Annotated in this window: 18 protein-coding genes; 2 read left to right on the forward strand and 16 right to left on the reverse strand. The window is 69.5% G+C overall.

The annotated features are described in order from the left end of the window. Nucleotides 1–25: 25 nt before the first annotated feature. From deoB to B8V81_RS21795, 7 genes are all read right to left on the reverse strand, one after another. The gene (deoB, locus tag B8V81_RS21765; RefSeq protein ID WP_028597284.1) at nt 26–1,198 is read right to left on the reverse strand and encodes a phosphopentomutase; all 1,173 of its coding nucleotides are present in this window, start codon (nt 1,196–1,198) and stop codon (nt 26–28) included. A gap of 131 nt (nt 1,199–1,329) precedes the next feature. Continuing rightward, on the reverse strand, nt 1,330–2,004 hold the full coding sequence (gene deoC, locus B8V81_RS21770; protein WP_028597285.1) for a deoxyribose-phosphate aldolase: 675 nt from the start codon (nt 2,002–2,004) through the stop codon (nt 1,330–1,332). Between the two features lie 208 nt (nt 2,005–2,212). Next, nucleotides 2,213–2,470, reverse strand: a complete 258-nt coding sequence (locus tag B8V81_RS21775) for a hypothetical protein (protein WP_028597286.1) — start codon at nt 2,468–2,470, stop codon at nt 2,213–2,215. Further along, nucleotides 2,467–3,903 (reverse strand): dihydropyrimidinase, encoded by a 1,437-nt coding sequence (gene hydA / locus B8V81_RS21780; RefSeq protein WP_052332908.1) that lies wholly within the window; start codon nt 3,901–3,903, stop codon nt 2,467–2,469. Before hydA ends, B8V81_RS21775 begins: the two co-directional genes overlap by 4 nt. After that, entirely contained in the window at nt 3,900–5,195 is a 1,296-nt protein-coding gene (gene preA / locus B8V81_RS21785) for an NAD-dependent dihydropyrimidine dehydrogenase subunit PreA (RefSeq protein WP_028597287.1), read from the reverse strand. The genes hydA and preA overlap by 4 nt, the downstream gene beginning before the upstream one ends. A gap of 21 nt (nt 5,196–5,216) precedes the next feature. Next, the gene (locus B8V81_RS21790; RefSeq protein WP_052332909.1) at nt 5,217–6,656 is read right to left on the reverse strand and encodes an NAD(P)-dependent oxidoreductase; all 1,440 of its coding nucleotides are present in this window, start codon (nt 6,654–6,656) and stop codon (nt 5,217–5,219) included. Continuing rightward, nucleotides 6,635–7,930, reverse strand: coding sequence for a M20 family metallo-hydrolase (locus B8V81_RS21795; RefSeq protein WP_101809159.1), 1,296 nt, complete (start codon nt 7,928–7,930; stop codon nt 6,635–6,637). Before B8V81_RS21795 ends, B8V81_RS21790 begins: the two co-directional genes overlap by 22 nt. A 209-nt stretch (nt 7,931–8,139) precedes the next feature. Here B8V81_RS21795 and B8V81_RS21800 point away from each other — a divergent pair, with 209 nt between their 5' ends. After that, nucleotides 8,140–9,501: a PucR family transcriptional regulator gene (locus tag B8V81_RS21800; RefSeq protein WP_028597289.1), complete on the forward strand. Its 1,362-nt coding sequence runs from the start codon at nt 8,140–8,142 to the stop codon at nt 9,499–9,501. A gap of 93 nt (nt 9,502–9,594) precedes the next feature. Here the strand turns inward: B8V81_RS21800 and B8V81_RS21805 are convergent, their stop codons facing one another. From B8V81_RS21805 to B8V81_RS21850, 9 genes are all read right to left on the reverse strand, one after another. After that, entirely contained in the window at nt 9,595–10,131 is a 537-nt protein-coding gene (locus tag B8V81_RS21805) for a hypothetical protein (RefSeq protein ID WP_101809160.1), read from the reverse strand. 416 nt (nt 10,132–10,547) lie between these two features. Next, entirely contained in the window at nt 10,548–11,846 is a 1,299-nt protein-coding gene (locus tag B8V81_RS21815; RefSeq protein WP_084136513.1) for an aminotransferase, read from the reverse strand. Continuing rightward, nucleotides 11,783–12,229 carry a hypothetical protein gene (locus B8V81_RS21820; protein ID WP_146000540.1) on the reverse strand — a complete coding sequence of 149 codons (447 nt, stop codon included), beginning with the start codon at nt 12,227–12,229 and terminating at the stop codon, nt 11,783–11,785. Before B8V81_RS21820 ends, B8V81_RS21815 begins: the two co-directional genes overlap by 64 nt. A 128-nt stretch (nt 12,230–12,357) precedes the next feature. Continuing rightward, nucleotides 12,358–13,839, reverse strand: coding sequence for a CoA-acylating methylmalonate-semialdehyde dehydrogenase (gene mmsA / locus B8V81_RS21825; protein ID WP_244912799.1), 1,482 nt, complete (start codon nt 13,837–13,839; stop codon nt 12,358–12,360). 54 nt (nt 13,840–13,893) lie between these two features. Beyond that, entirely contained in the window at nt 13,894–14,775 is an 882-nt protein-coding gene (locus B8V81_RS21830; protein WP_101809162.1) for a nitrilase-related carbon-nitrogen hydrolase, read from the reverse strand. An 87-nt stretch (nt 14,776–14,862) separates the two neighbouring features. Beyond that, complete coding sequence (locus B8V81_RS21835) at nt 14,863–15,921, reverse strand: ABC transporter substrate-binding protein (protein WP_228551514.1); 1,059 nt, start codon at nt 15,919–15,921, stop codon at nt 14,863–14,865. Between the two features lie 73 nt (nt 15,922–15,994). Then, on the reverse strand, nt 15,995–16,933 hold the full coding sequence (locus tag B8V81_RS21840; RefSeq protein WP_101809163.1) for an ABC transporter permease: 939 nt from the start codon (nt 16,931–16,933) through the stop codon (nt 15,995–15,997). Then, nucleotides 16,930–17,742: an ABC transporter permease gene (locus B8V81_RS21845; protein ID WP_101809164.1), complete on the reverse strand. Its 813-nt coding sequence runs from the start codon at nt 17,740–17,742 to the stop codon at nt 16,930–16,932. The genes B8V81_RS21840 and B8V81_RS21845 overlap by 4 nt, the downstream gene beginning before the upstream one ends. Further along, a complete protein-coding gene (locus B8V81_RS21850) occupies nt 17,739–18,527 on the reverse strand; it encodes an ABC transporter ATP-binding protein (RefSeq protein ID WP_180968504.1) in 789 nt (262 codons plus the stop codon). Before B8V81_RS21850 ends, B8V81_RS21845 begins: the two co-directional genes overlap by 4 nt. A 317-nt stretch (nt 18,528–18,844) precedes the next feature. Between B8V81_RS21850 and B8V81_RS21855 the strand changes: the two genes are divergently transcribed. Continuing rightward, nucleotides 18,845–20,101, forward strand: coding sequence for a DNA glycosylase AlkZ-like family protein (locus B8V81_RS21855; protein ID WP_180968505.1), 1,257 nt, complete (start codon nt 18,845–18,847; stop codon nt 20,099–20,101). Nucleotides 20,102–20,183: the final 82 nt, after the last annotated feature.

Consider the following 20,183-nt stretch of genomic DNA (forward strand, 5'->3'; position numbering starts at 1 on the left):
GGAACGGGTCCGATTCGGATCGAGATCAGCGCAGCTCTCCGAGGAAGCTCGTGCCGTGCTCGGGCGCGGCGACGCCGAAATTGTCCGCAACGGTCGCGCCGACATCGGCGAACGTGAGGCGCAGCGGAAGCTCGCGTCCGGCCTCGAAGCGAGGCGAATAGACGAGCAGCGGCACGTACTCGCGCGTATGGTCGGTGCCGGTGTAGGTCGGATCGTTGCCGTGGTCCGCTGTCACGATGAGCAGATCGTCGGCGGTCAGCCGCTCCAGCACCGCCGGCAGCTGGGCGTCGAACGCCTCCAGCGCCTGCGCGTAGCCCGCCGGGTCGCGGCGATGGCCGTACAGCGCGTCGAAGTCGACCAGATTGAGGAAGCTGATGCCGGAGAAATCCTCCGCGCACACTTCCGTCAGCCGCTCCATGCCTTCGTCGTTGGAAGCGGTGCGGATGCTGCGCGTGACGCCCTCGCCGTCGAAAATGTCGGAGATCTTGCCGATCGCCACGACTTCCCGTCCGGCCTCCTGGAGCGTGTTCATGACGGTCGGCTGGAACGGCTTGAGCGCGTAGTCATGGCGTCCGGCCGTCCGCTTGAACGTGCCCGGCCCGCCGACGAACGGGCGGGCGATGATCCGTCCGAGCATGTACGGATCGTCGAGCGTGATCTCGCGGCAGAACTCGCAGATCGCGTACAGCTCCGGCAGCGGCACGATCTCCTCATGCGCGGCGATCTGCAGCACGGAGTCGGCGGAGGTATAGACGATCAGCGCTCCGGTGCGCATATGCTCCTCGCCGAGCTCGTCGATGATCTCGGTGCCGCTGGCCGCCTTGTTGCCGATCACCTTGCGCCCCGTATGGGCCTCGATGCGGTCGATCAGCTCCTGCGGGAACCCGTGCTCGAAGACGCGGAACGGCGTGTCGATGCGCAGGCCCATCATTTCCCAGTGGCCCGTCATCGTATCTTTGCCGCTCGACGCCTCCTGCATCCTTCCATAAAAGGCGAGCGGCTCGTCCGCCGGCTCGATGCCCGCGAACGGGCGGATATTGGCGAGGCCGAGGCTGCCCATGACGGGCATCCGCAGTCCTCCCTGCGCCTCGGCGATATGGCCGAGCGTATCGGCGCCGACATCGCCGAACGAGGCCGCATCATGCGCCTCGCCGATGCCGACGGAATCCATCACGATGATATGGATGCGTTTGAACATGACATCAAGTCCTTTCCTGGTCCTTCCTGCTGCTCTATCATAGCGGAACCGCCGCCGCGCGGGCAACCTTGCCCATGCCAAGACAAACAGCCGAAAAACCGAGGTTTTCCGGCTGCTGCAAAGGCCAGCGGTCAGTAGGGGCTTTCCGAACGGCCGCCTTCCATGATCTTGACGCCGGAGCTGGCGCCGATCCGCGTCGCGCCGGCCGCCACCATGCGCTCCATGTCCTCCAGGCTGCGCACGCCGCCCGAGGCCTTGACCCCGATGTCGGGGCCGACCGTACGGCGCATGAGCGCGATGTCCTCGGCCGTCGCGCCGCCGGTCGAGAAGCCGGTCGACGTCTTGACGAAGTCGGCTCCCGCCCGCACGGAGCATTCGCAAGCGCGCACCTTCTCCTCGTCGCTGAGCAGGCAGGTCTCGATGATCACCTTGACGATCGCCTTGCCCGCGGCCGCCTCCACGACGGCGCGGATGTCCGCCTCGACGTCGGCATCGCGGCCGTCCTTGAGCGCGCCGATGTTGATGACCATATCGATCTCGCCGGCGCCGGAAGCGATCGCGTCCGCCGCCTCGAACGCCTTGACGGCGCTCGTCGTCGCGCCGAGCGGGAAGCCGATGACGGTGCATACCTTCACTTCGGTGCCCGCGAGCGCCTCGGCGGCCGTCCGCACCCAGGTCGGATTGACGCAGACGGAGGCGAAGCCGTATTGGCGAGCTTCCTCGATCAGCTTGCCGATCTCCGGCGCGGTCGCATCCGCGCGCAGCAGCGTATGGTCGATCATTGCAGCGAGTTGTCCCTGTTGCATGTCCATATCCACCCCATTCTTGAACTGCCTCCATCATAGCATCGGTCTGAACAAATGTACAAGCCGCTTCAATCATATGTTCAGTCCGTCGGGACACGACGGGCTCTCCGTCTATCCCTGCCCAAATCGCCGGGAAATCAGACCCGCTGCTGCCGCTGCGTAAAAAAACGGGCGGCCGTCCGGTTGCCCGGTCGACCGCCCGCCATCCTCAATCCGCCTCGCCGCCCGCTTCTCCCACCGCCAGCTGGCGGATCAGCAGCACGGCCGCATGCTTGCGCGCGTCGGCCGTGCCGATGCGCAGCCCGAGCGCAGCGTCCTCCCCCGTCCCCCTCGCCGCTCCCGGCGCAGCCGAAAAGCGGATGACCGCCCCGTCCAGATCCTCCCGGATCTCCTCGATGAGCCGGCCCTCCTCGACCAGCGCGTCAAGCCGCTGCTTCTCCTCCGCATAGGCTTCATACGCGCTCATGACGGGCTTCCTCCGATCGGAACCGCCGGCAGCGCCAGGCTCCCGCCGAGCCCGAAGCGGCTTCTCTTCAAGTAACGGCCGCTGCCCGCCTGCCCGACGAACTGCTTGTCGCGCACGACGAACTCGCCGCGCACGAGCACGGACACCGGCTCGCCCTGCACCTCCATGCCCTCGAACGCGCTGTAGTCGACGCGCAGATGATGGTCGCGCGCCGACAGCGTCCGCGTCGCCGACGGGTCGAACAGCACGAGGTCGGCGTCGCTGCCGACCGCGATCGTGCCTTTGCGCGGGAACAGCCCGAACAGCTTGGCGGCGTTCGTCGCCGACAGCTCGACGAACCGCTGCAGGTCGATCCGGCCTTTGGCCACGCCTTCGGAGAACAGCAGGCTGAAGCGGTCCTCGATCGTCGGGCCGCCGTTCGGAATTTTGGAGAAGTCGCCGCGGCCGAGCTCCTTTTGCCCCTTGAAATGAAAGGAGCACTGATCCGAGCCGAGCGCCTGCAGCGTGCCGGACGACAACGCGTTCCAAAGCGCCGTCTGATGCCAGGCCTCGCGCAGCGGCGGCGACCAGACGTATTTGGCGCCCTCGAAATCCGGACGCTCGAGCGCGGAGATGTCGAGCGTCAAGTACTGCGGGCAGGTCTCGCCATAGACGCGCAGTCCGCGCGCCCGCGCGGCGGCGATGCGCTCGACCGCTTCGGCGCAGGTGACATGCACGACATAAAGCGGCGCTCCGGCCAGGCCGGCGAGCTCGGCGGCCCGCCCGGTCGCCTCGCCCTCGAGCTGCGGCGGACGCGTGAGCGCATGCCAGATCGGCTCGGTGTCGCCCCGCTCCAGCGCCTCGCTGACGAGCCGCTCGATGACGTCGCCGTTCTCGGCATGCACCATGACGAGCGCGCCTTCTTCGCGGGCGAGCTGCAGCGTCCGGTACAGCGTGCCGTCGTCCGCCTGGAACACGTTTTTGTACGCCATGAACACCTTGAGCGACGTAATGCCCTCGCGCTCGATCAGCTCCGGCAGCTCTGCCAGAGCCTGCTCGCCGGCATCCGCGACCATCAGATGGAAGCCGTAGTCGATGACCGCCTTGCCCTCGGCCTTGGCATGCCAGGCGGCGACCGCATCGCCGAGCGGCCGTCCGCGCTCGGTCAGGCAGAAGTCGAGGATCGTCGTCGTGCCGCCGAACGCCGCGGCGATCGTGCCGCTCTCGAAATCATCCGCCGTCACCGTGCCGCCGAACGGCATGTCGAGATGCGTATGCGGGTCGATGCCGCCGGGAAAGACGTACAGCCCGGCGGCGTCGACCGTCTCGGCGCCCGTCGCGTCGAGCGAGCGGCCGATCGCCGCGATGACGCCGTCCTCGATGCGGATGTCCGCGACGCTGACGGAGCCGGCCGTCACGACCGTGCCGCCTTGTATGATCCGTGCTTTTTTCATCCTTCCACCGCCTCCGCTCGTATGGATTCGCGGTCCAGCCGCGCCAGCGCCCGCTGACGCTCGTTCCACGTCAATGACGGCGCTGCCGGCGGCAGCTCGACCATCTCGATCGCGCCGTCCACCGGGCAGACGATCGAGCACAGATTGCAGCCGACGCAGTCGTCCTCGCGCACCTGCAGGTACGGCTTGCCGCCGGCGCCGTTCAGCATGTCGATGCATTGATGCGACGTGTCCTCGCAGGCGATATGGCATTTGTTGCAGTTGATGCAGGTATCCTGGCGGATGCGCGCGACGACGCGGTAGTTCAGGTCGAGGTCGCCCCAGTTCGTGTAGCGGGCCACGCTCTGCCCGGTCAGCTCGGCGACGGAGGCCAGTCCTTTGCGGTCGAGATAGCGGCTCAGCCCGTCGACCATCTCGCCGACGATGCGGAAGCCGTGATGCATCGCCGCCGTGCACACCTGCACGCCCGCCGCGCCCATGAGCAGGAACTCCGCCGCGTCCTGCCACGACGAGATGCCGCCGATGCCCGAGATCGGCACGCCTACGAGCGGATCGCGCGCGCATTCGGCGACCATGCTGAGGGCGATCGGCTTGACCGCCGGACCGCAGTAGCCGCCGTGCGCGCCTTTGCCGCCGACATGGGGGACCGTGTTCCACGTCTCCAGATCGACGCCGGCGAGGCTGTTGATCGTATTGATGAGGCTGACCGCGTCCGCGCCTCCGAGCACGGCGTGGCGGGCGGTGACGGTGATGTCGGTGATGTTCGGCGTCAGCTTGACGATGACCGGCGTGCGCGCCGCCTCCTTGGCCCACATCGTCTGCTTCTCGACGAGATCCGGCTGCTGGCCGGAAGCCGCGCCCATGCCGCGCTCGGCCATGCCGTGCGGGCAGCCGAAGTTCAGCTCCAGCCCGTCGACGCCGGCGTCCTCGACGCGCTTCACGATCTCATGCCACTTCTCCCGCTTCGGCTCGACCATGAGCGAGGCGACGAGCGCCCGGTCGGGAAACAGCCGCTTCGTCTCGCGGATCTCCCGCAGGTTCACCTCCAGCGGCCGGTCGGAGATGAGCTCGATGTTGTTGAAGCCGGCGACGCGCTTGCCGCCGAAATGGACGGCCGCGAAGCGCGACGACGTATTGATGATCGGCTCGCCGAGCGTCTTCCAGACGGCTCCGCCCCAGCCGGCCTCGAACGCCCGCTGCACCTGGTAGCCGGTGTTCGTCGGCGGCGCGGAGGCGAGCCAGAACGGATTGGGCGAGCGTATGCCCGCCAGCGAGATGGACAGATCGGCCATCGTAGTCGACCTCCTTTTCGGTTAGATTCGGCCGGCGGACCCGGCATGGCGCGAAGGGACGGCGACAGCCGGAGCGCGGCGGCGCGAGGCGAAGTCCGGCCCGAGCCAGGCGGCCGCGATCGCGGCGGCGGCCCGCTTGCCCTGCTCCGCCGCCGAGACGACCGTCGCCTCGCCCGCTCCGGTGCCGTGCAGGATGTCGCCGGCCGCATAAATGCGCGGATCGGACGTCAGGCCGGTGCGCGGATCGGCCTCCGGCACGCCTGCTCGATGCGCGATGCCGAGCTGTTCGGCCAGCGTCGCGAGGCGCTCCTGCCCCGTCGCCAGCACGACGGCGTCCGCCTCCAGCAAAAAGGCGGAATCCGGCACGGGCGATGTCAGCCGGCGGCCGTCGGACCCGACGCGTCCGTCAGGCTGCAGCCGCATGCATTCGAGCCCGGCGGCCTTGCCGTCCGGCCCGGCGACGATGCGCAGCGGCTGGGTCAGCCAGACGAAGCCGACGCCCTCCTGCTTGGCAAACTCGTATTCGAACGGGTAGGCGGTCATTTCCGCCGCCGTGCGGCGGTAGACGATCTTCACCTCCGCCGCGCCGAGCCGCACGGCGCAGGTCGCCGCGTCGATCGCCGTATTTCCGGCGCCGATGACCGCGACCCGCGCGCCGGCGAGCGCGGACGGCATGCGTCCGGCCTTCGTCGCCTCGACGAGCCGGATCGCGTCGTAGACGCCCTCCAGCCGCTCGCCCTCGAGCCCGAGCGGCGGCACGTAGCCCATGCCCGCCGCCAGCACGAGCACGTCATGGCGGCCGCGCAGCTCCTCGACGCTCAGCGAGCTGCCGACTCGCACGCCGGTATGGAAGCGGACGCCGAGCTCCTCGACCTGCCGCACCTCCCAGTCGGGCACATGCGTCGGCAGGCGGAAGCTGACGATGCCGCTGCTGTCGAGTCCGCCCGCCACCTGGCGGGCCTCGTAGACGTCGACGTCGAAGCCGAAGCGGGCCAGCTCCCGCGCCGCCGAAAGGCCGGCCGGTCCGCTGCCGATGACGCCCGCGCTCACGCCGGCCGGCTCGCCGGGCGCGAACAGCCGCAGCCCGGCGCTCGCCGCATAGTCGGTCGCATGGCGCTGCAGCCTGCCGATCGCGATCGGCGCGGACGAGCCGTTCAGCACGCATGCGCCCTCGCAGAGCAGCTCCGTCGGACAGACGCGCGCGCAGCTCGCGCCGACCGGATTCGCGTCCATGATCGCATGCGCCGCGCCTTCGGGATTGCCGGTGGCGATCCGCTTGATGAACGACGGGATGTCGATCGACGTCGGGCAGGCCTTGATGCAGGGCGCGTCATAACAGTAGAGGCAGCGGTTCGACTCCTCGGCGGCGGCCGCTCGCGTCAGCGGCGGCACCAGCTCGCGGAACGGCTCCGGCACGGCCGGATCGCCGAACGCCGCGCTCAGGCGGATGTCATCGACCATGATCCATCGCTCCTTTCCGACCCGCTCGGCGAGGCCAGCCTTTTCAGCGTACGGTACAGCAGCTCCACGCCCAGGCCGATATCCTCGGCGGAGGAGAATTCCCGCGGATTATGGCTGATGCCGTCCCGCGAGCGGACGAAGATCATGGCGTACGGGCAGACGTAGGACAGCGCCAGCGCGTCGTGGAACGGCCCGCTCATCAGCTCGGGCAGCTCCAGCCCCATGTCGGACGCCTCCGCGCGGACCGCCGCCATCAGCTCGGGGCCGCATGCCCGCGGCGGACTGTCGGTATCGACCTTGACCGCATAGGCGAGGCCGTTGTCGGCCGCCGTCTCGGCGATCAGCCGGCGCAGCTCCGCCTCCAGCCGGCCGCGCCGCTCCATGTCGATGTCCCGCAGGTCGACGGTGAAGCGGACGCGTTCGGGGATGATGTTGCGCGAGGCGGGAAACAGCTGCAGCGTGCCGACCGTGCCGACCGCGGGCGTGCCCGCCTCGGCGCGCACGAGCCGCTGGAAGCCGCTGATGATCGACGCGGCGCCGGCGAGCGCGTCGCGGCGCATCGCCATCGGCACCGAGCCGGCATGGCCGGCGAAGCCTTCGAGCTCGACCGTCAGCCAGAGCGGACCGCTGATCGCGGTCACGAGGCCGACGGCCGCTCCCGCCGCCTCGAGCACGGGTCCCTGCTCGATATGCAGCTCCAGATAGGCGGCGATCGCGCCGTCCGGATAACGGGCCTCGTCGAGCCGGGACGGATCGCCGCCAAAGGCGGCCAGCGCCTCGCGGCGCGTCACGCCGTCCAGGTCGGCGCGCTCCAGCTCGCCCGGCTCCAGCCGGCCGGACATGGCCCGCGAGCCGAAGATGCCTTTGTCGAACCGGCAGCCTTCCTCGTCAGAAAAAGCGACCACCTCGATCGGGAGCGCGGGAGCGAAGCCTTGGGCGGCGAGCGCATGCGCCGCCTCGATCGCGCCAAGCACGCCGACGATGCCGTCGTACGTCCCCGCATACGGCTGCGTGTCGAGATGGGAGCCGAGCATGAGCACAGGCCCGGCCGCTCCGTCCGCGGCCTCCAGCCGGCCGATCAGGTTGCCCGCCGCGTCCATTCGCACGCTCAAGCCGGCTTCCTCCATCCAGCCTCTCGCCATGTCGGCCGCCTGACGGTCGAGCGGCGTCATCGCCAGCCGGCTGACGCCGGTCTCGCTGATGCGTCCGAGCTCGGCCAGCTGGCCGAGCCGCCGCATGACCCGTTCGTTCGATGTCGTGCAGGATCGTATCATCGCTCTCCTCCTTTTTTGAACTCACTGAACTGGGATTTGCGAGAGGTCTCGTGTTAGGATACATGACGTATCATACTTAATTTTCTGAATTTTTTGAATCATTATTTTCGAAACGGCTCTTTTGATGTAAGCTTAACAGACACGAACGATGCGGATCGCCGCGCCTGATCGCGGCTGCGGCCGGCATCGAAGAACGGGAGGATAAGTCCATGAGGGATGGCGAAGCAACTCGCCTGTCGATCGAGGAGCAAGCCGGCGCCGAGCCCGAGCGGGGCGTGACCGTCCGGGAGACGCTGTCGACGCGGCCGTTCGACGGAGCGCGGCTTGAAGCCGGACGCGCGGGACTCGGACGGCGCATCCGCTGGGTGCATGTGCTGGAGGCCGCGGAGGCGGCGGAGCTGCTGCATGGAGGCGAGATGGTGCTGACGACCGGTCTCGGCTTCGGCTCCGACGAGCTGCGGCAGACGCAGTTCCTCACCCGCCTGCTCGAGCGCGGCGTCAGCTGCGTCTGCCTCGAGCTCGGCTCCCGCCTGCGCGAGCTTCCGCGCGGCTGGCGGCAGCTCGCCGAGGAGGCGGCGACGCCTCTCATCGTCTTTCCGCGGACCGTAAGGTATGTCGACATCACCCAGGAGCTCCATTCGCTCATCCTCCAGCGCCGGCAGGCCCTCTCTCCCGCCGCCCGCGCCGACCCCGAGGCGGCGCTGCTGCGACGCGCCCTGCGCGGCCCGGAAGCCGGCTCCGCGGACGGACTCGCCCATCCGCTCGAAGGGCTGGTGTGGCGGGCGGCGGCGGCCGAATGGGACTCCGCTCCGGCCGCCGCCGCAGCCGCCGATGAGCTGCGCCGCAGGCTGCGCGCCGCGGGCTTCGTTTGCCTCGCGGAAGCGCGCGGCCCGCGGCTGCTCGCCGTCGCCGGCCAGTCGGCGCGCTCCGCCGCGGGCGAACGGCTGGAGCGGACGCTGCGCGCCGCGCTGTCGGCCGTGCCCGGCGGCTGCGCCGGCGCCAGCTCGCGCTTCGCCGGGGCGGTCGGCGCGGAGGAAGCGCGCCGCGAGGCCGAGGAGGCGCTGCGGCTGTGCCTGCTCCGGCAGCCGCAGCCAGCCGCGGCGCGTTCCGCCGGAGGCGGCGGTCCGGCGACGGGCGGAGCTGCTGGCGGTCGGGCGACGGCGGGCGAAGCGGCGGGCGGAGCTGCTGGCCCGTATGCGTGCGAAGACGCAGGAGAGCTGCTCTGCTACGAGCAGCTCGGCGTGCTGCAGCTGCTGCCCGCGCTCGACGACGGGAGGCGGCTGCAGGCGTACGTCGCCCGGCATCTCGGTCCTCTTCTCGAGGCGGACCGGCTGCGCGGTGGCGAGCTGCTGCGAACGCTCCAGGTGTTCCTCGACGCCGACGGCTCCAAGCAGGAGGCGGCCAGGCGGCTCTATGTCGCCCGCCAGTCGCTGTACTATCGGCTCGAGCGGATCGAGGAGCTGATCGGTCCCGTCTGGCTCGATCCCGAGCGCCGGCTCGCCGCCGAGCTTGCCCTGCGCGCCTACCGGCTGCTGCATCCCGGCGGGCTTGCCGGAGACGCGGCCCGCTAGCGCGAGCGACTGCCGCATCGGATGCGGATGCGGATTTGCTATGATGGCGCTGCCAGATCGGATGCGGGCAGCCGTCGAAAATGGCTTGATGCGTCATCGGTTCGTCCGGACTGGCACCACCAGGGAGTCGAGAGTTCCTTCGCCCGCGTAAACCCGGCGCATCGGCTCCACCAGGGAGTCGATAGTTCCTTGGTTCGCGGAAACCCGGCGTACCGGCTCCACCAGGGAGTCGAGAGTTCCTTGGTTCGCAGAAACCCGGCCCGACGGCCCCACCAGGGAGTCGAGAGTTCCTTCGCCCGCGTAAATCCGGCGCATCGGCTCCACCAGGGATTCAATAGTTCCTTCGCACGCGTAAACACGCTGCATTGGCTCCACCAGGGAGTCGAGAGTTCCTTGGTTCACGGAAACCCGGCGCATCAGCTCGACCAGGGAGTCGAGAGTTCCTTGGTTCGCAGAAACCCGGCCCGACGGCCCCACCAGGGAGTCGAAAGTTCCCTGGTTTACGGAAACCCGACGCATCAGCTCTACCAGGGAGTCGAGAGTTCCTTGGTTCGCGGAAACCCGGCGCATCGGCTCCACCAGGGAGTCGAGAGTTCCTTGGTTCGCGGAAACACGGCGAATCAGCTTCACCAGGGAGTCGAGAGTTCCTTGGTTCGCAGAAACCCGGCCCGACGGCCCCACCAGGGAGTCGAAAGTTCCCTAGTTTACGGAAACCCGTCGCATCGGCTCGACCAGGGAGTCGAGAGTTCCTTGGTTCGCAGAAACCCGGCCCGACGGCCCCACCAGGGAGTCGAAAGTTCCCTAGTTTACGGAAACCCGTCGCATCGGCTCCACCAGGGAGTCGAGAGTTCCTTGGTTCACGGAAACCCGGCGCATCAGCTCAACCAGGGAGTCGAGAGTTCCTTCGCACGCGGAAACCCGGCGCATCGGCTCCACCAGGGAGTCGAGAGTTCCTTCGCACGCGGAAACCCGGCGCATCAGCTCGACCAGAGAATCGAGAGTTCCTTGGTTCGCGGAAACCCGGCGCACCGGCTCGAATCCTCCTCCTATCGAGCGAGCGGCAGCAGCGACTCCAGCAGCGCCGTCTGCAGAAACGCCATGTCCTCGTCTGTGGACGACAGCGGCGGCGCAATCGTGAGCACATTGGCCATGCCGGCGACGGTGTCGCCGTTTTTGCCGATGATGAGCCCCGCTTCCCGGCAGCGGTCGAGCACGGCCTGCACCACTGCCGCGCCGAGCGGCTCGCGGCTGGACCGGTCCGCCACCAGCTCGATGCCGGCCATCAGCCCGAAGCCGCGGATGTCGCCGACCTGCGGATGCGAGGCGAGCTCCGCGCGCAAGTCGCCGAGCAGCTTCGCGCCGAGCTCCGCCGCCCGCTGCGGCAGCCGCTCGCGCTCCAGCAGCTTCAGATTGGCGAGCGCCAGCGCGCACGCGGCGGGATTGCCGCCGAACGTATTGATGTGGCGCAGATGCGCCAGCGCGCCGGTGCGCCGGAACGCCTCGTGCAGCTCGCGCTTCACCGCCGTCGCGGCGAGCGGCAGGTAGCCGCTCGTCAGTCCTTTGGCCATCGTCACGATGTCGGGCGAGACGCCGTAGTTGTGATGGCCGAACTTGCGGCCGGAGCGGCCGAAGCCGCAGATCACCTCGTCGACGATGAGCAGGACGCCGCGCTCCGTGCAGATGCGCCGCACCTCCTGCATATAAAGCGGGTCGGGCACGATGACCCCCCCGCCCGTAATTACGGGCTCGAGAATGACGCCCGCGACCGTCTCCTCGCCTTCCCAGACGATGCGCTCCTCGATCTCCCGCGCGCACAGCAGCTGGAACGCCTCGGCCGTCATCCCCTCCGGCCTGCGGTAGCTGTCCGGCGGCCGCACATGCAGGAAGCCCGGAGCGAGCGGCTCGTAGCCGAGCTTGCGCATCGCCTGGCCGGTCGCGGCAAGCGCGCCGAGCGAGTTGCCGTGATAGCCCCGGTAGCGCGCGACGAATTTCGTCCGCAACGGGTTGCCGCTTTGCAGATGGTATTGGCGGGCGATCTTGAACGCGACCTCGTTCGCCTCGGAGCCGCTGTTGGAGAAAAAGACGACGTAATCGCCCTCCAGCCACTCGCCGAGCTGCTCGGCCAGCTCGATCGCGGGCAGATGGGACTGGGTCAGCGGATAATAGGGAAGCCGCTCCAGCTGCCGCGCCGCCGCGTCCGCGAGCTCCTTGCGTCCATAACCGGCGTTGACGCACCAGAGGCCGGACATGCCGTCGAGGTAGCGTCGGCCGTCCTCGGCGGTCACCCAGGAGCCCTGCCCTTCCACGATGACGAGCGGCCGGTCGGCCGCCCGGTACGGGCGCATGCCATGCCACAACTGTCCGCGCCGCTGCACGGCCGGCGCCCCCGCTTGGGCTGGGGCTGCTTCTGCAGGAGCCTCTGCCGTTTCTGCCAATGCCTCCGCAGCAGCTGCCGCTCCTGCCAGCCCGTCTGCAGCTCCTGCCGCCCCGTCTGCCGCTCCTGCCAGCCCGTCTGCATCTCCTGCCAGCCCGTCTGCATCTCCTGCCAGCCCGTCTGCAGCTCTTGCCGCCCCGTGTGCCGCTCCTGCCAGCCCATCTCCAGCACCTGCCAGCCCGTCTGCATCTCCTGCCAGCCCGTCTGCATCTCCTGCCACCCCATCTGCCGCTCCTGCCAGCCCAGCAGCCGTTCCTTCCAGATCGTCTGCATCTCCTGCCAGCCTATCTGCATCTCCTGCCAGCCCTTCTGCCGCCCCTGCCAATCCTGCCGTTCCGGCCGAGACGGGAACGCCCTCCGCATCCGATGAGCCGATGCCTTGCTGGACCATGCCGTTTCAGCTCCTTGTCGGCCACACGCCGTCAGTAGCGGGCGGTGACCATCTTTTTTCGCGTGTAGAACTCGACTCCGTCCCGCCCGTTCGCATGCAGGTCGCCGTAGAACGAGCCTTTCCAGCCGCTGAACGGGAAAAACGCCATCGGCGCCGGAACGCCGATGTTGATGCCGAGCATGCCCGCGTCGATCTCCTCGCGAAAGCGGCGCACGGCGCGGGCGCTGTCCGTATAGAGGCAAGCGCCGTTGGCGAACGGCGAGCGGTTGGCGAGCTCGATGCCCTCCTCCAGCCCGCCGATCTCCGCCACGCACAGCACGGGGGCGAACAGCTCCTCCTGCCAGACGGCCATCTCCTCCTGCACCTTGACGACGATCGTCGGGCCGAGGAACGAGCCGCTGCCCGGCGGCGCCGGATCGAGCCGGCCGTCGCGCAGCAGCTCCGCGCCGCCTCGCAGCGCCTGCTCCAGCAGCGCCAGCGCGCGGTCGCGGCTCTCGCAGCGGATCATCGGCGTGGCGATGCCGGCCGGGCCGCCTCCCTCTGCGGGACGCATCGCATCCGCCTGCTCCAGCAGCAGCCGCAAAAACTCCGGCGCCGCGCCGCGTTCGACGCAGACGACGGCGCAGGCCATGCAGCGCTGGCCGGCGGAGCCGAACGCGGCCGCGGCGACCTGGCGGGCGGCGGCGGGCAGATCGGCGTCCGCCAGCACGAGGCTGAAGTTTTTGGCGCCGGCCAGCGCCTGCACCCGCTTGCCCTCCGCCGCGCCGCGCCGATAGACGGCCGCGGCCGCCGGCTGCGAGCCGACGAAGCTGACGGCGGCGATGCCGGGATGCGCCAGCAGCGCGTCGACCGCCTCGCGCGCGCCGTGCACGATGCTGAGCACGCCGGGCGGGAAGCCCGCCTCCGCGAACAGCTCGGCGAGCCGGCAGGCGAGCAGCGGCGTCCGCTCCGACGGCTTGAGCACGAACGCGTTGCCGCAGGCGACCGCGAGCGGGAACATCCAGCACGGCACCATCATCGGAAAGTTGAACGGCGTAATGCCGCAGACGACGCCGAGCGGATAGCGGTACATCCCCGACTCCAAGCCCGAGGCGATGTCCGGCAGCTGGCTGCCCATGAGCAGCGTCGGCGCTCCGGCCGCGAACTCGACGCATTCGATGCCGCGCTGCACTTCGCCGAGCGCCTCCTCGCGGCTTTTGCCGTTTTCGGCGGCCAGCAGCTCCGCCAGCTCCTCTCTCCGCTCCGACAGCAGCGCCTGATAGCGGAACAGCAGCCTCGCCCGCGCCGGAACGGGCGTGCGGCTCCAGCCGCGGAACGCCTCCTGCGCCGCCGCGACGGCCCGCCCGACCTCGGCCGCGCCGCCGAGCGGGACGAGCGCCAGCACCTCGCCCGTCGCCGGATCGGCGACCGGCGCGAGCGCAGCTCCCTCGGGCGCTTCCTCCCAGCGGCCGCCGATCCAGTTCGCCAGCCGGCGCGGCGCGGGCGCTTCTTTCATTTCCAGCGTATCCTCCATGCGTCTACTCCCTTCTCCCATCTCGCTCTAGCTCTCCCGCCGCCAGGCGCCGGGCTAGAGCCGCGACAGCTCGCCGTACGTCTCCGGCCTCCGGTCGCGGTAGAACTGCCACGCCTCGCGCGCCTCGCGGATGACGCGCCGGTCGAGCACGCCGACGATCGCCTCGTCCCGGTCGCGGCTGCCCTCGGCGACGATCGCTCCGCGCGGATCGACCAGGTAGGACTGGCCGTAAAACTCGCCCATCCGCCACGGCGACTCGACGCCGACGCGGTTGATCGCGGCGACGTAATAGCCGTTGGCGACCGCATGCGCCGGCTGCTCCAGCTTCCACAAATATTCCGACGTGCCCGCGACCGTCGCCGACGGATTGAACACGATCTCCGCTCCGGCGAGTCCGAGCGCGCGCGCCCCTTCCGGGAAGTGGCGGTCGTAGCAGATGTACACGCCGACCTTGGCGTAGGCGGTATCGAATGTCGGATAGCCGAGATTGCCCGGCTTGAAGTAGAACTTTTCCCAGAAGCCATGCGCTCCCCCGCCGGCGCCGACATGCGGAATATGATGCTTGCGGTACTTGCCGAGATAGGCGCCGTCCGCGTCGATGACCGCCGCCGTGTTGTAGTACGAGGCGACGCCTTCGCGCTCGTAGACCGGGACGATCAGCACGACCTCCAGCTCCCGCGCCAGCTCCCGCATCGCCGAGACGGTCGGGCCATCCGGCACTTCTTCGGCGAACCCGTACCACCGGGACGACTGCTCCGCGCAGAAATAAGGACCGGCGAACAGCTCCTGCAGCCCGATGACCTTCGCTCCGCGCGATGCCGCCTCGCGGATGAGCCGCTCCTGCTTCTCGAGGCCGTGCCGCTTGTGCGCCGCGACGTCCTCGCCGCCGTCCAGGTCATGGCTCGCCTGGATAAGTCCGATGCTTACCGTATCCACTGCACATTCCCCCTTTCTGATCTACCGCCTGGCCGCAGCCCGCGAGCCGCTCGCCTGTCCTCCGCTCGCGGCCGGCCCGCTCCGGCGTCATTTCACGGCCATGTCGTAAATCTCCGTCGTATACGCCGCCCCGAGATCGGCCGCTTTGGAAATGACGCCGAACTGCAGCGCGATGTCCGCCGTCTGCTTGAACGCCGCCTCGTCGATCTTGCCGATGCCGGCCGGATCGAAGCCGTCCGGAGCGACCAGCTTGGCGACCTCCTGCATCATCTTGAGCTGATGATCGCGCGAGGTGCTGTCCGCCTCGGCCGCCTTCATGACGGCGTCGACGGCCGCCTCCGGCTGCTGGATCGCTTCCTGCCAGCCCTTGATCGAGGCGCGCACGAACTTGGCGGCCGCCTCCTTGTTGTCCGCCAGCCAATCGGCGTTGGCGAACAGATTGTCCTCCAGCATGGCGACGCCTTCTTCGTTCATGTCGATGACGTTCAGCTCCGACTCGGGGATGCCCTGCTCCAGCACGACCTGATATTCGTTGTACGTCATCGCCGAGGCGGCATCGAGCTCGCCGGCGAGGAACTGGTCCATCGTGAAGCCCTGCTTGGCGAACTGCACGTCCTTGGCCGGATCGAGCCCGAGCTTGTCGAACAGCGCCAGCAGCTCGAACTCGTTGCCGCCCATCCAGTTGCCGACCTTCTTACCCTTCAGGTCGGCTGCGGCGGCGATGCCGGCGCTCTTTTTGGACACGAGCACGAGCCCGCTTTTTTGATAGATCTGCGCGATCTCGACGAGCGGCAGTCCCTGCTCCTGATGGGCGAGCAGGCTCGCCACCCAGTCGACGCCGATGTCGGCCGCTCCGCTCGCCACCTGCTGCTCCGGCACGATGTCCGGCCCGCCCGGCAGGATGTCCACGTCCAGCCCTTCCTCCTTGTAATAGCCCTTCTCGAGCGCCATGTAGTAACCGGCAAACTGCGCCTGCGGCACCCACTTCAGCTGCAGGCCGATCTTCACGGCCGCCGCCCCGTCCGCCGCTCCGCCCGCCGCCGGCGTCTCCTGGCCGTTGCCGCATGCCGCCAGCGCGGCAGCCATCGCCAGCGCCGCTCCCGCCTTGGCCAGCGCGCCGCGCCGGCCTCTCCTCGTCATGCCCATCTTCATCCGCTCCCCCCGAATTGGTCTGCGCGTGCCGCCCGCTGCCGGCTGCGGACGGCCGTTCTCTCTGTCGCTAGCGCGCTTGCTTGGAATCGGCGCCGTCCGGCCGCCCGTGCAGCAGCCGCCGCTCCGCCAGCTGCAGCAGCCCGTACGAGGCGATGCCGGCCGCCGCCGCGACGGCGATGCACGCCCAGCCGAGCGGCATGCGCGCGATCTTGACCGAGTTGGACAGCAGGTAGCCGAGTCCCCGTGAGGCGAAAAAGAACTCGCTCACGATCGCGGCGATCAAGCTCGCCGCCGCGTTGATCTTGAGCGCGGTCAGCGTGTAGGGCAGGCTCGACGGCAGCCGCAGCTTGCGGAATTCCGCCGCCTTGGAAGCGCCGAGCGAGCGCATCAGGTCAAGCTCCGCCGGGCTCGGCGACGTCAGCCCGCGCCAGCTGCCGAGCGCCATCGGCGCCAGGCTCGCGACCGCGGCGACGCCGGCCCGCGAGGCGATGCCGTCGCCGAGCCACAGGCTGAACAGCGGCGCGAGCGCGACGATCGGCACCGCGCTGAGCGCGGCGGCGAGCAGCAGCGCGCCGCGGCCGAGCGCGGGCCGCAGGACGGCCGCCGCTGCGGCCAGCCAGCCGAGCAGCGAGCCTGCGGCGAGCCCGAGCCAGGCTTCCGCCAGCGTGACGCCGGCGGAGCGGAGCAGCAGCTCCGCGTTCGCGGCTGCCGCCGCCGCGATCGCCGACGGCAGCGGCAGCTGGTACGTGCGCAGGCCGAGCAGCGCGTGGAACAGCTCGGCCTGCCACAGCGCGAGGACGGCCAGCCCGGCCGCCAGCGGCAGCAGCAGCTCCGGCAGGCGGGAAGCGGCGCTCCGGCTGCCGAGCCGCCTTTTCGCTCGCGGCCGGGCCTGGCGGGACGGCGTCGGCGCCTCCGGGATCGCGGCCTCCAGCGCCGCCGCAGCCGCGGACACGCTCGCTCCGCTGCGGGTCGCGCTCTTCGGCTCGATATCCGCTCCAGGCGTCATGCGCCCGCCCCCTTTCCGGCGGCGGCCGGGCCGCTGCGCTGCCACGGAAGCAGCAGCCGCTCCAGCAGCGCGACCGCTCCGTAGGCGAGCAGGCCGAGCGCGGCCGAGAGCAGCACCGTGCACCAGAACAGATACGCATGCGACGGACCGTAATACAGATACCGCAGCATGAGCACGCCGATTCCATGCCGCGCGCCCATCAGCTCGACGAGGATCGCGCCGGTCACGGCGAGCGGCGCCGCCGTCTTCAGCCCCGTGAACAGCCCCGGCAGCGAGGCGGGCAGCAGCAGCGTCCGAAAGGCGAACCAGCGCCCGGCCGCCAGCACGCGCTGCAGCTCGCGGTCCTCGGGACGGATCGACTTCAGCCCGCGCAGCATTTGCAGCGCGACCGGGAAAAAGGCGATGTAGGCGGCGATCAGCAGCCGGGCCGTGCCCTCATCCCGAAAGATGCCGTACACGATCGGCGCCAGCCCGAGGATCGGGATCATCTGCGACGCTACCGCATAAGGAGCGGCGATCCGCTCGGCCGTGCGCGACGCTCCCATGAGCAGGGCGAGCGCCGCTCCGGCCAGCGCCCCCGCCAGAAAGCCTTTCGCGGCGCTGCCCAGCGTCGCCGCCGCTTCGGCGAGCAGCTTGCCGCCGTCTCTCGCCAGCGCCTCCGCGATCCGATGCGGATAGGGCAGCTTGGACTGGGCGAGCGGCACCTGCAGCCGCTCCAGCAGCAGCCACGAGCCGAGCTCCCACAGCAGCAGCGCCGCCGCTCCCCATAACGCGAGGTCCTTCCATCCTCCGGCCGCTCCCGCCCTCACGGCTCCGCCTCCTCGAACAGCTGGCGGATCGACGACGTGAGCCGGTGGAACTCCGGCTCGGCGCGCAGCGAGCCGACGCGCGGGCGCGGCAAGCCGACCTCCACCTCGGCGGACAGACGGCCCGGCCGCGCCGACAGCACGAACACCCGGTCGCTCAGGAACGCCGCCTCGGCGATGCTGTGCGTGACGAACACGACCGTGCAGCCGGTGCGGCTCCACAGGCCGAGCAGCTCCTCGCCGAGCCGCTCGCGCGTGAACTCGTCAAGCGCCGAGAACGGTTCGTCCATGAGCAGAATTTGCGGATCCGCGGCCAGCGCCCGGGCGATCGAGACGCGCTGCTGCATGCCGCCGCTCAGCTGGCGCGGACGCTTGCCCGCGAACGCTCCCAGCCCGACCAGCTCCAGCAGCTCCTCGGCACGCTCGCGGCGGCGCGCCCGCGGCATGCCGGCCAGCTCCAGCGGCAGCTCGACATTCCCTCTCACCGTCCTCCACTCGTACAGCGCCGGCGTCTGGAAGACGATGCCGAACTTGCGGGTCAGCCGCGCCTGCCGCGGCGTGCCGCCGGCGATGCCGACGCCGCCGCTCGTCGGCTCCAGCAGGTCCGCCATCATCCGCAGCAGCGTCGTCTTGCCGCAGCCGGACGGTCCGAGCAGGCTCACGAACTCGCCTTTGCGGATGCCGAGGCTGATCTCGCGGATCGCCGGCTCGGAGCCTCCGCCGTAATCCATGCCGACCCGGTCGACGACGATTTCTTGCTGGGCAGCATTTTGCGCCAAAGCTCCCATCCCCCTTCCGTTTCCGTGAAGCTTTCGCCGGAATGGTTCCATCGTAAGCGGGGGCGGTCCGCTTTTCATTAGACAGAACGGCCGATTCGCTTTTGACACAGTGTCTGAACGGTCGACAACGGATGGAAGGAAACGTTCCGCGGGGCCGGCAGCCTGGCCGCGACGGAAGCGCCGTGCGAAGGCTCCGTGTCGAGCGCTCGCTCGCCTTGCCGGATTCGGCGCGCTCCGGCTCGCCGCCGAGCCGTCTCCCTTCCCTTGCCCCGCTGGATCCGCTATACTGGACGAATAGAACATTCGTTCGAGGAGGAGTCGACCGCATGGCCCATCGCAAGCTCAAGCTGTCCCGTACGGAGGCCCGCCGCTTCCTGCTCGATTATCATGGCCTCGGACCGGAGCGGCGCTACGCCGGCAAGGCCGGCATCATGGACTACATCCGGCAGGCAGGCTGCATCCAGTTCGATCCGCTCGATCCGGCCGGCCGCAATGCCGAGCTCGTGCTGCAAGCCCGCGTGGAGCGCTTCGAGCCGTCGCAGCTCGACGAGCTGCTGTACGCGGACCGGCTGCTGGTCGACGGCATGGACAAGGTGATGAGCATCTATCCGACAGCCGACTGGCCGGCGTTCCGGAGAACGCGCGAGCGGGCCCGCAGCCGCTACGGCTCCATTCCCGAGGTCGCGGCTTTCGTGCCCGTCGTGCGCGAGGCGCTGGAGGCTCGCGGACCGCTGCTCTCGCGCGAGCTGGAGAGCGGCGTCAAGCTCGACTGGGCCTGGTCTCCGGCCCGCCAGGCCAAGGCGACGATGGAGAGCATGTATTTATGGGGAGAGCTCGTCATCGACCGCAAGCAGCGCAACCAGCGCGTCTACCAGCTGGCCGAGAAGCTTCTTCCCGAGGAGCTGCTGGACGCCCCGGACCCGCATCCCGCCGACGAGGATTACGCGCGCTGGCGGGTGCTGAGGCGGGTCGGAGGCGTCGGCCTGCTCTCGCCGCGCATGTCGGACGCCTGGGTCGGCACCTACTTTCTCAAGGCCGCCGAGCGTACGCGTTTCTTCCGCGAGCTGGCGGAGCAAGGCCGGCTCGTGGAGGTGGAGACGGAAGGACTGAGCGCTCCCCACTATGCGCGGACGGACGATCTGGAGCGCTGGCTCGATTCAGGCTCCGCCGAGCGCTGGTCCTCGCAGCCGGCGCGCACCTCCTTCCTCGCGCCTCTGGACAACGTGCTTTGGGACCGCCGCCTCATCCGCGAGCTGTTCGACTTCGCCTATATTTGGGAGGTGTACAAGCCGGCCGCGATCCGCCAGTTCGGCTATTACACGCTCCCGGTGCTCCAGGGCGAGGCGTTCGTCGCCCGCATGGAGCCGGGCCGCCTGCCGGGCGGCGAACGGGCTGTGCTCGGATGGTGGCCGGAGCCCGGCATGCGGCTGACGCGCGACAGCCAGCGCAGCCTGGCGCTCGCCTTCTCGGACTTCCGCGCCTACCTGGGCTGCGATCGGCTCGCCGTTTCCGAGCAGGCCGCCTCCGCCGAGCCGCGCCTGGAGCGGCTCGCCAACTCGCGGCCGCGCCGCGCCCGGGCTTAAGCCGATCCCCCCTCTTGTCGCGCGCTTCCTCGTCCCATGCCAAAAGAGGCGAAGCCGGAAACTCCGGCCTTGCCTCTTTTCG

This window comes from Paenibacillus pasadenensis, assembly GCF_002864175.1.
Classification (GTDB): Bacteria; Bacillota; Bacilli; order Paenibacillales; family Paenibacillaceae; genus Paenibacillus_O; species Paenibacillus_O pasadenensis.

Excerpts from the sequence above, each read along its gene's own strand:
- B8V81_RS21855 (WP_180968505.1), top strand. The coding sequence starts at position 18,845 with ATGGCCCATCGCAAGCTCAAGCTGTCCCGTACGGAGGCCCGCCGCTTC.
- deoC (WP_028597285.1), bottom strand. The coding sequence starts at position 2,004 with ATGCAACAGGGACAACTCGCTGCAATGATCGACCATACGCTGCTGCGC.
- B8V81_RS21795 (WP_101809159.1), bottom strand. The coding sequence starts at position 7,930 with ATGATACGATCCTGCACGACATCGAACGAACGGGTCATGCGGCGGCTC.
- B8V81_RS21800 (WP_028597289.1), top strand. The coding sequence starts at position 8,140 with ATGAGGGATGGCGAAGCAACTCGCCTGTCGATCGAGGAGCAAGCCGGC.
- deoB (WP_028597284.1), bottom strand. The coding sequence starts at position 1,198 with ATGTTCAAACGCATCCATATCATCGTGATGGATTCCGTCGGCATCGGC.
- B8V81_RS21790 (WP_052332909.1), bottom strand. The coding sequence starts at position 6,656 with ATGGTCGATGACATCCGCCTGAGCGCGGCGTTCGGCGATCCGGCCGTG.
- B8V81_RS21850 (WP_180968504.1), bottom strand. The coding sequence starts at position 18,527 with ATGGGAGCTTTGGCGCAAAATGCTGCCCAGCAAGAAATCGTCGTCGAC.
- B8V81_RS21815 (WP_084136513.1), bottom strand. The coding sequence starts at position 11,846 with ATGCGCCCGTACCGGGCGGCCGACCGGCCGCTCGTCATCGTGGAAGGG.
- mmsA (WP_244912799.1), bottom strand. The coding sequence starts at position 13,839 with ATGGAGGATACGCTGGAAATGAAAGAAGCGCCCGCGCCGCGCCGGCTG.
- hydA (WP_052332908.1), bottom strand. The coding sequence starts at position 3,903 with ATGAAAAAAGCACGGATCATACAAGGCGGCACGGTCGTGACGGCCGGC.
- preA (WP_028597287.1), bottom strand. The coding sequence starts at position 5,195 with ATGGCCGATCTGTCCATCTCGCTGGCGGGCATACGCTCGCCCAATCCG.
- B8V81_RS21820 (WP_146000540.1), bottom strand. The coding sequence starts at position 12,229 with ATGCAGATAGGCTGGCAGGAGATGCAGACGATCTGGAAGGAACGGCTG.
- B8V81_RS21775 (WP_028597286.1), bottom strand. The coding sequence starts at position 2,470 with ATGAGCGCGTATGAAGCCTATGCGGAGGAGAAGCAGCGGCTTGACGCG.
- B8V81_RS21835 (WP_228551514.1), bottom strand. The coding sequence starts at position 15,921 with ATGGGCATGACGAGGAGAGGCCGGCGCGGCGCGCTGGCCAAGGCGGGA.
- B8V81_RS21840 (WP_101809163.1), bottom strand. The coding sequence starts at position 16,933 with ATGACGCCTGGAGCGGATATCGAGCCGAAGAGCGCGACCCGCAGCGGA.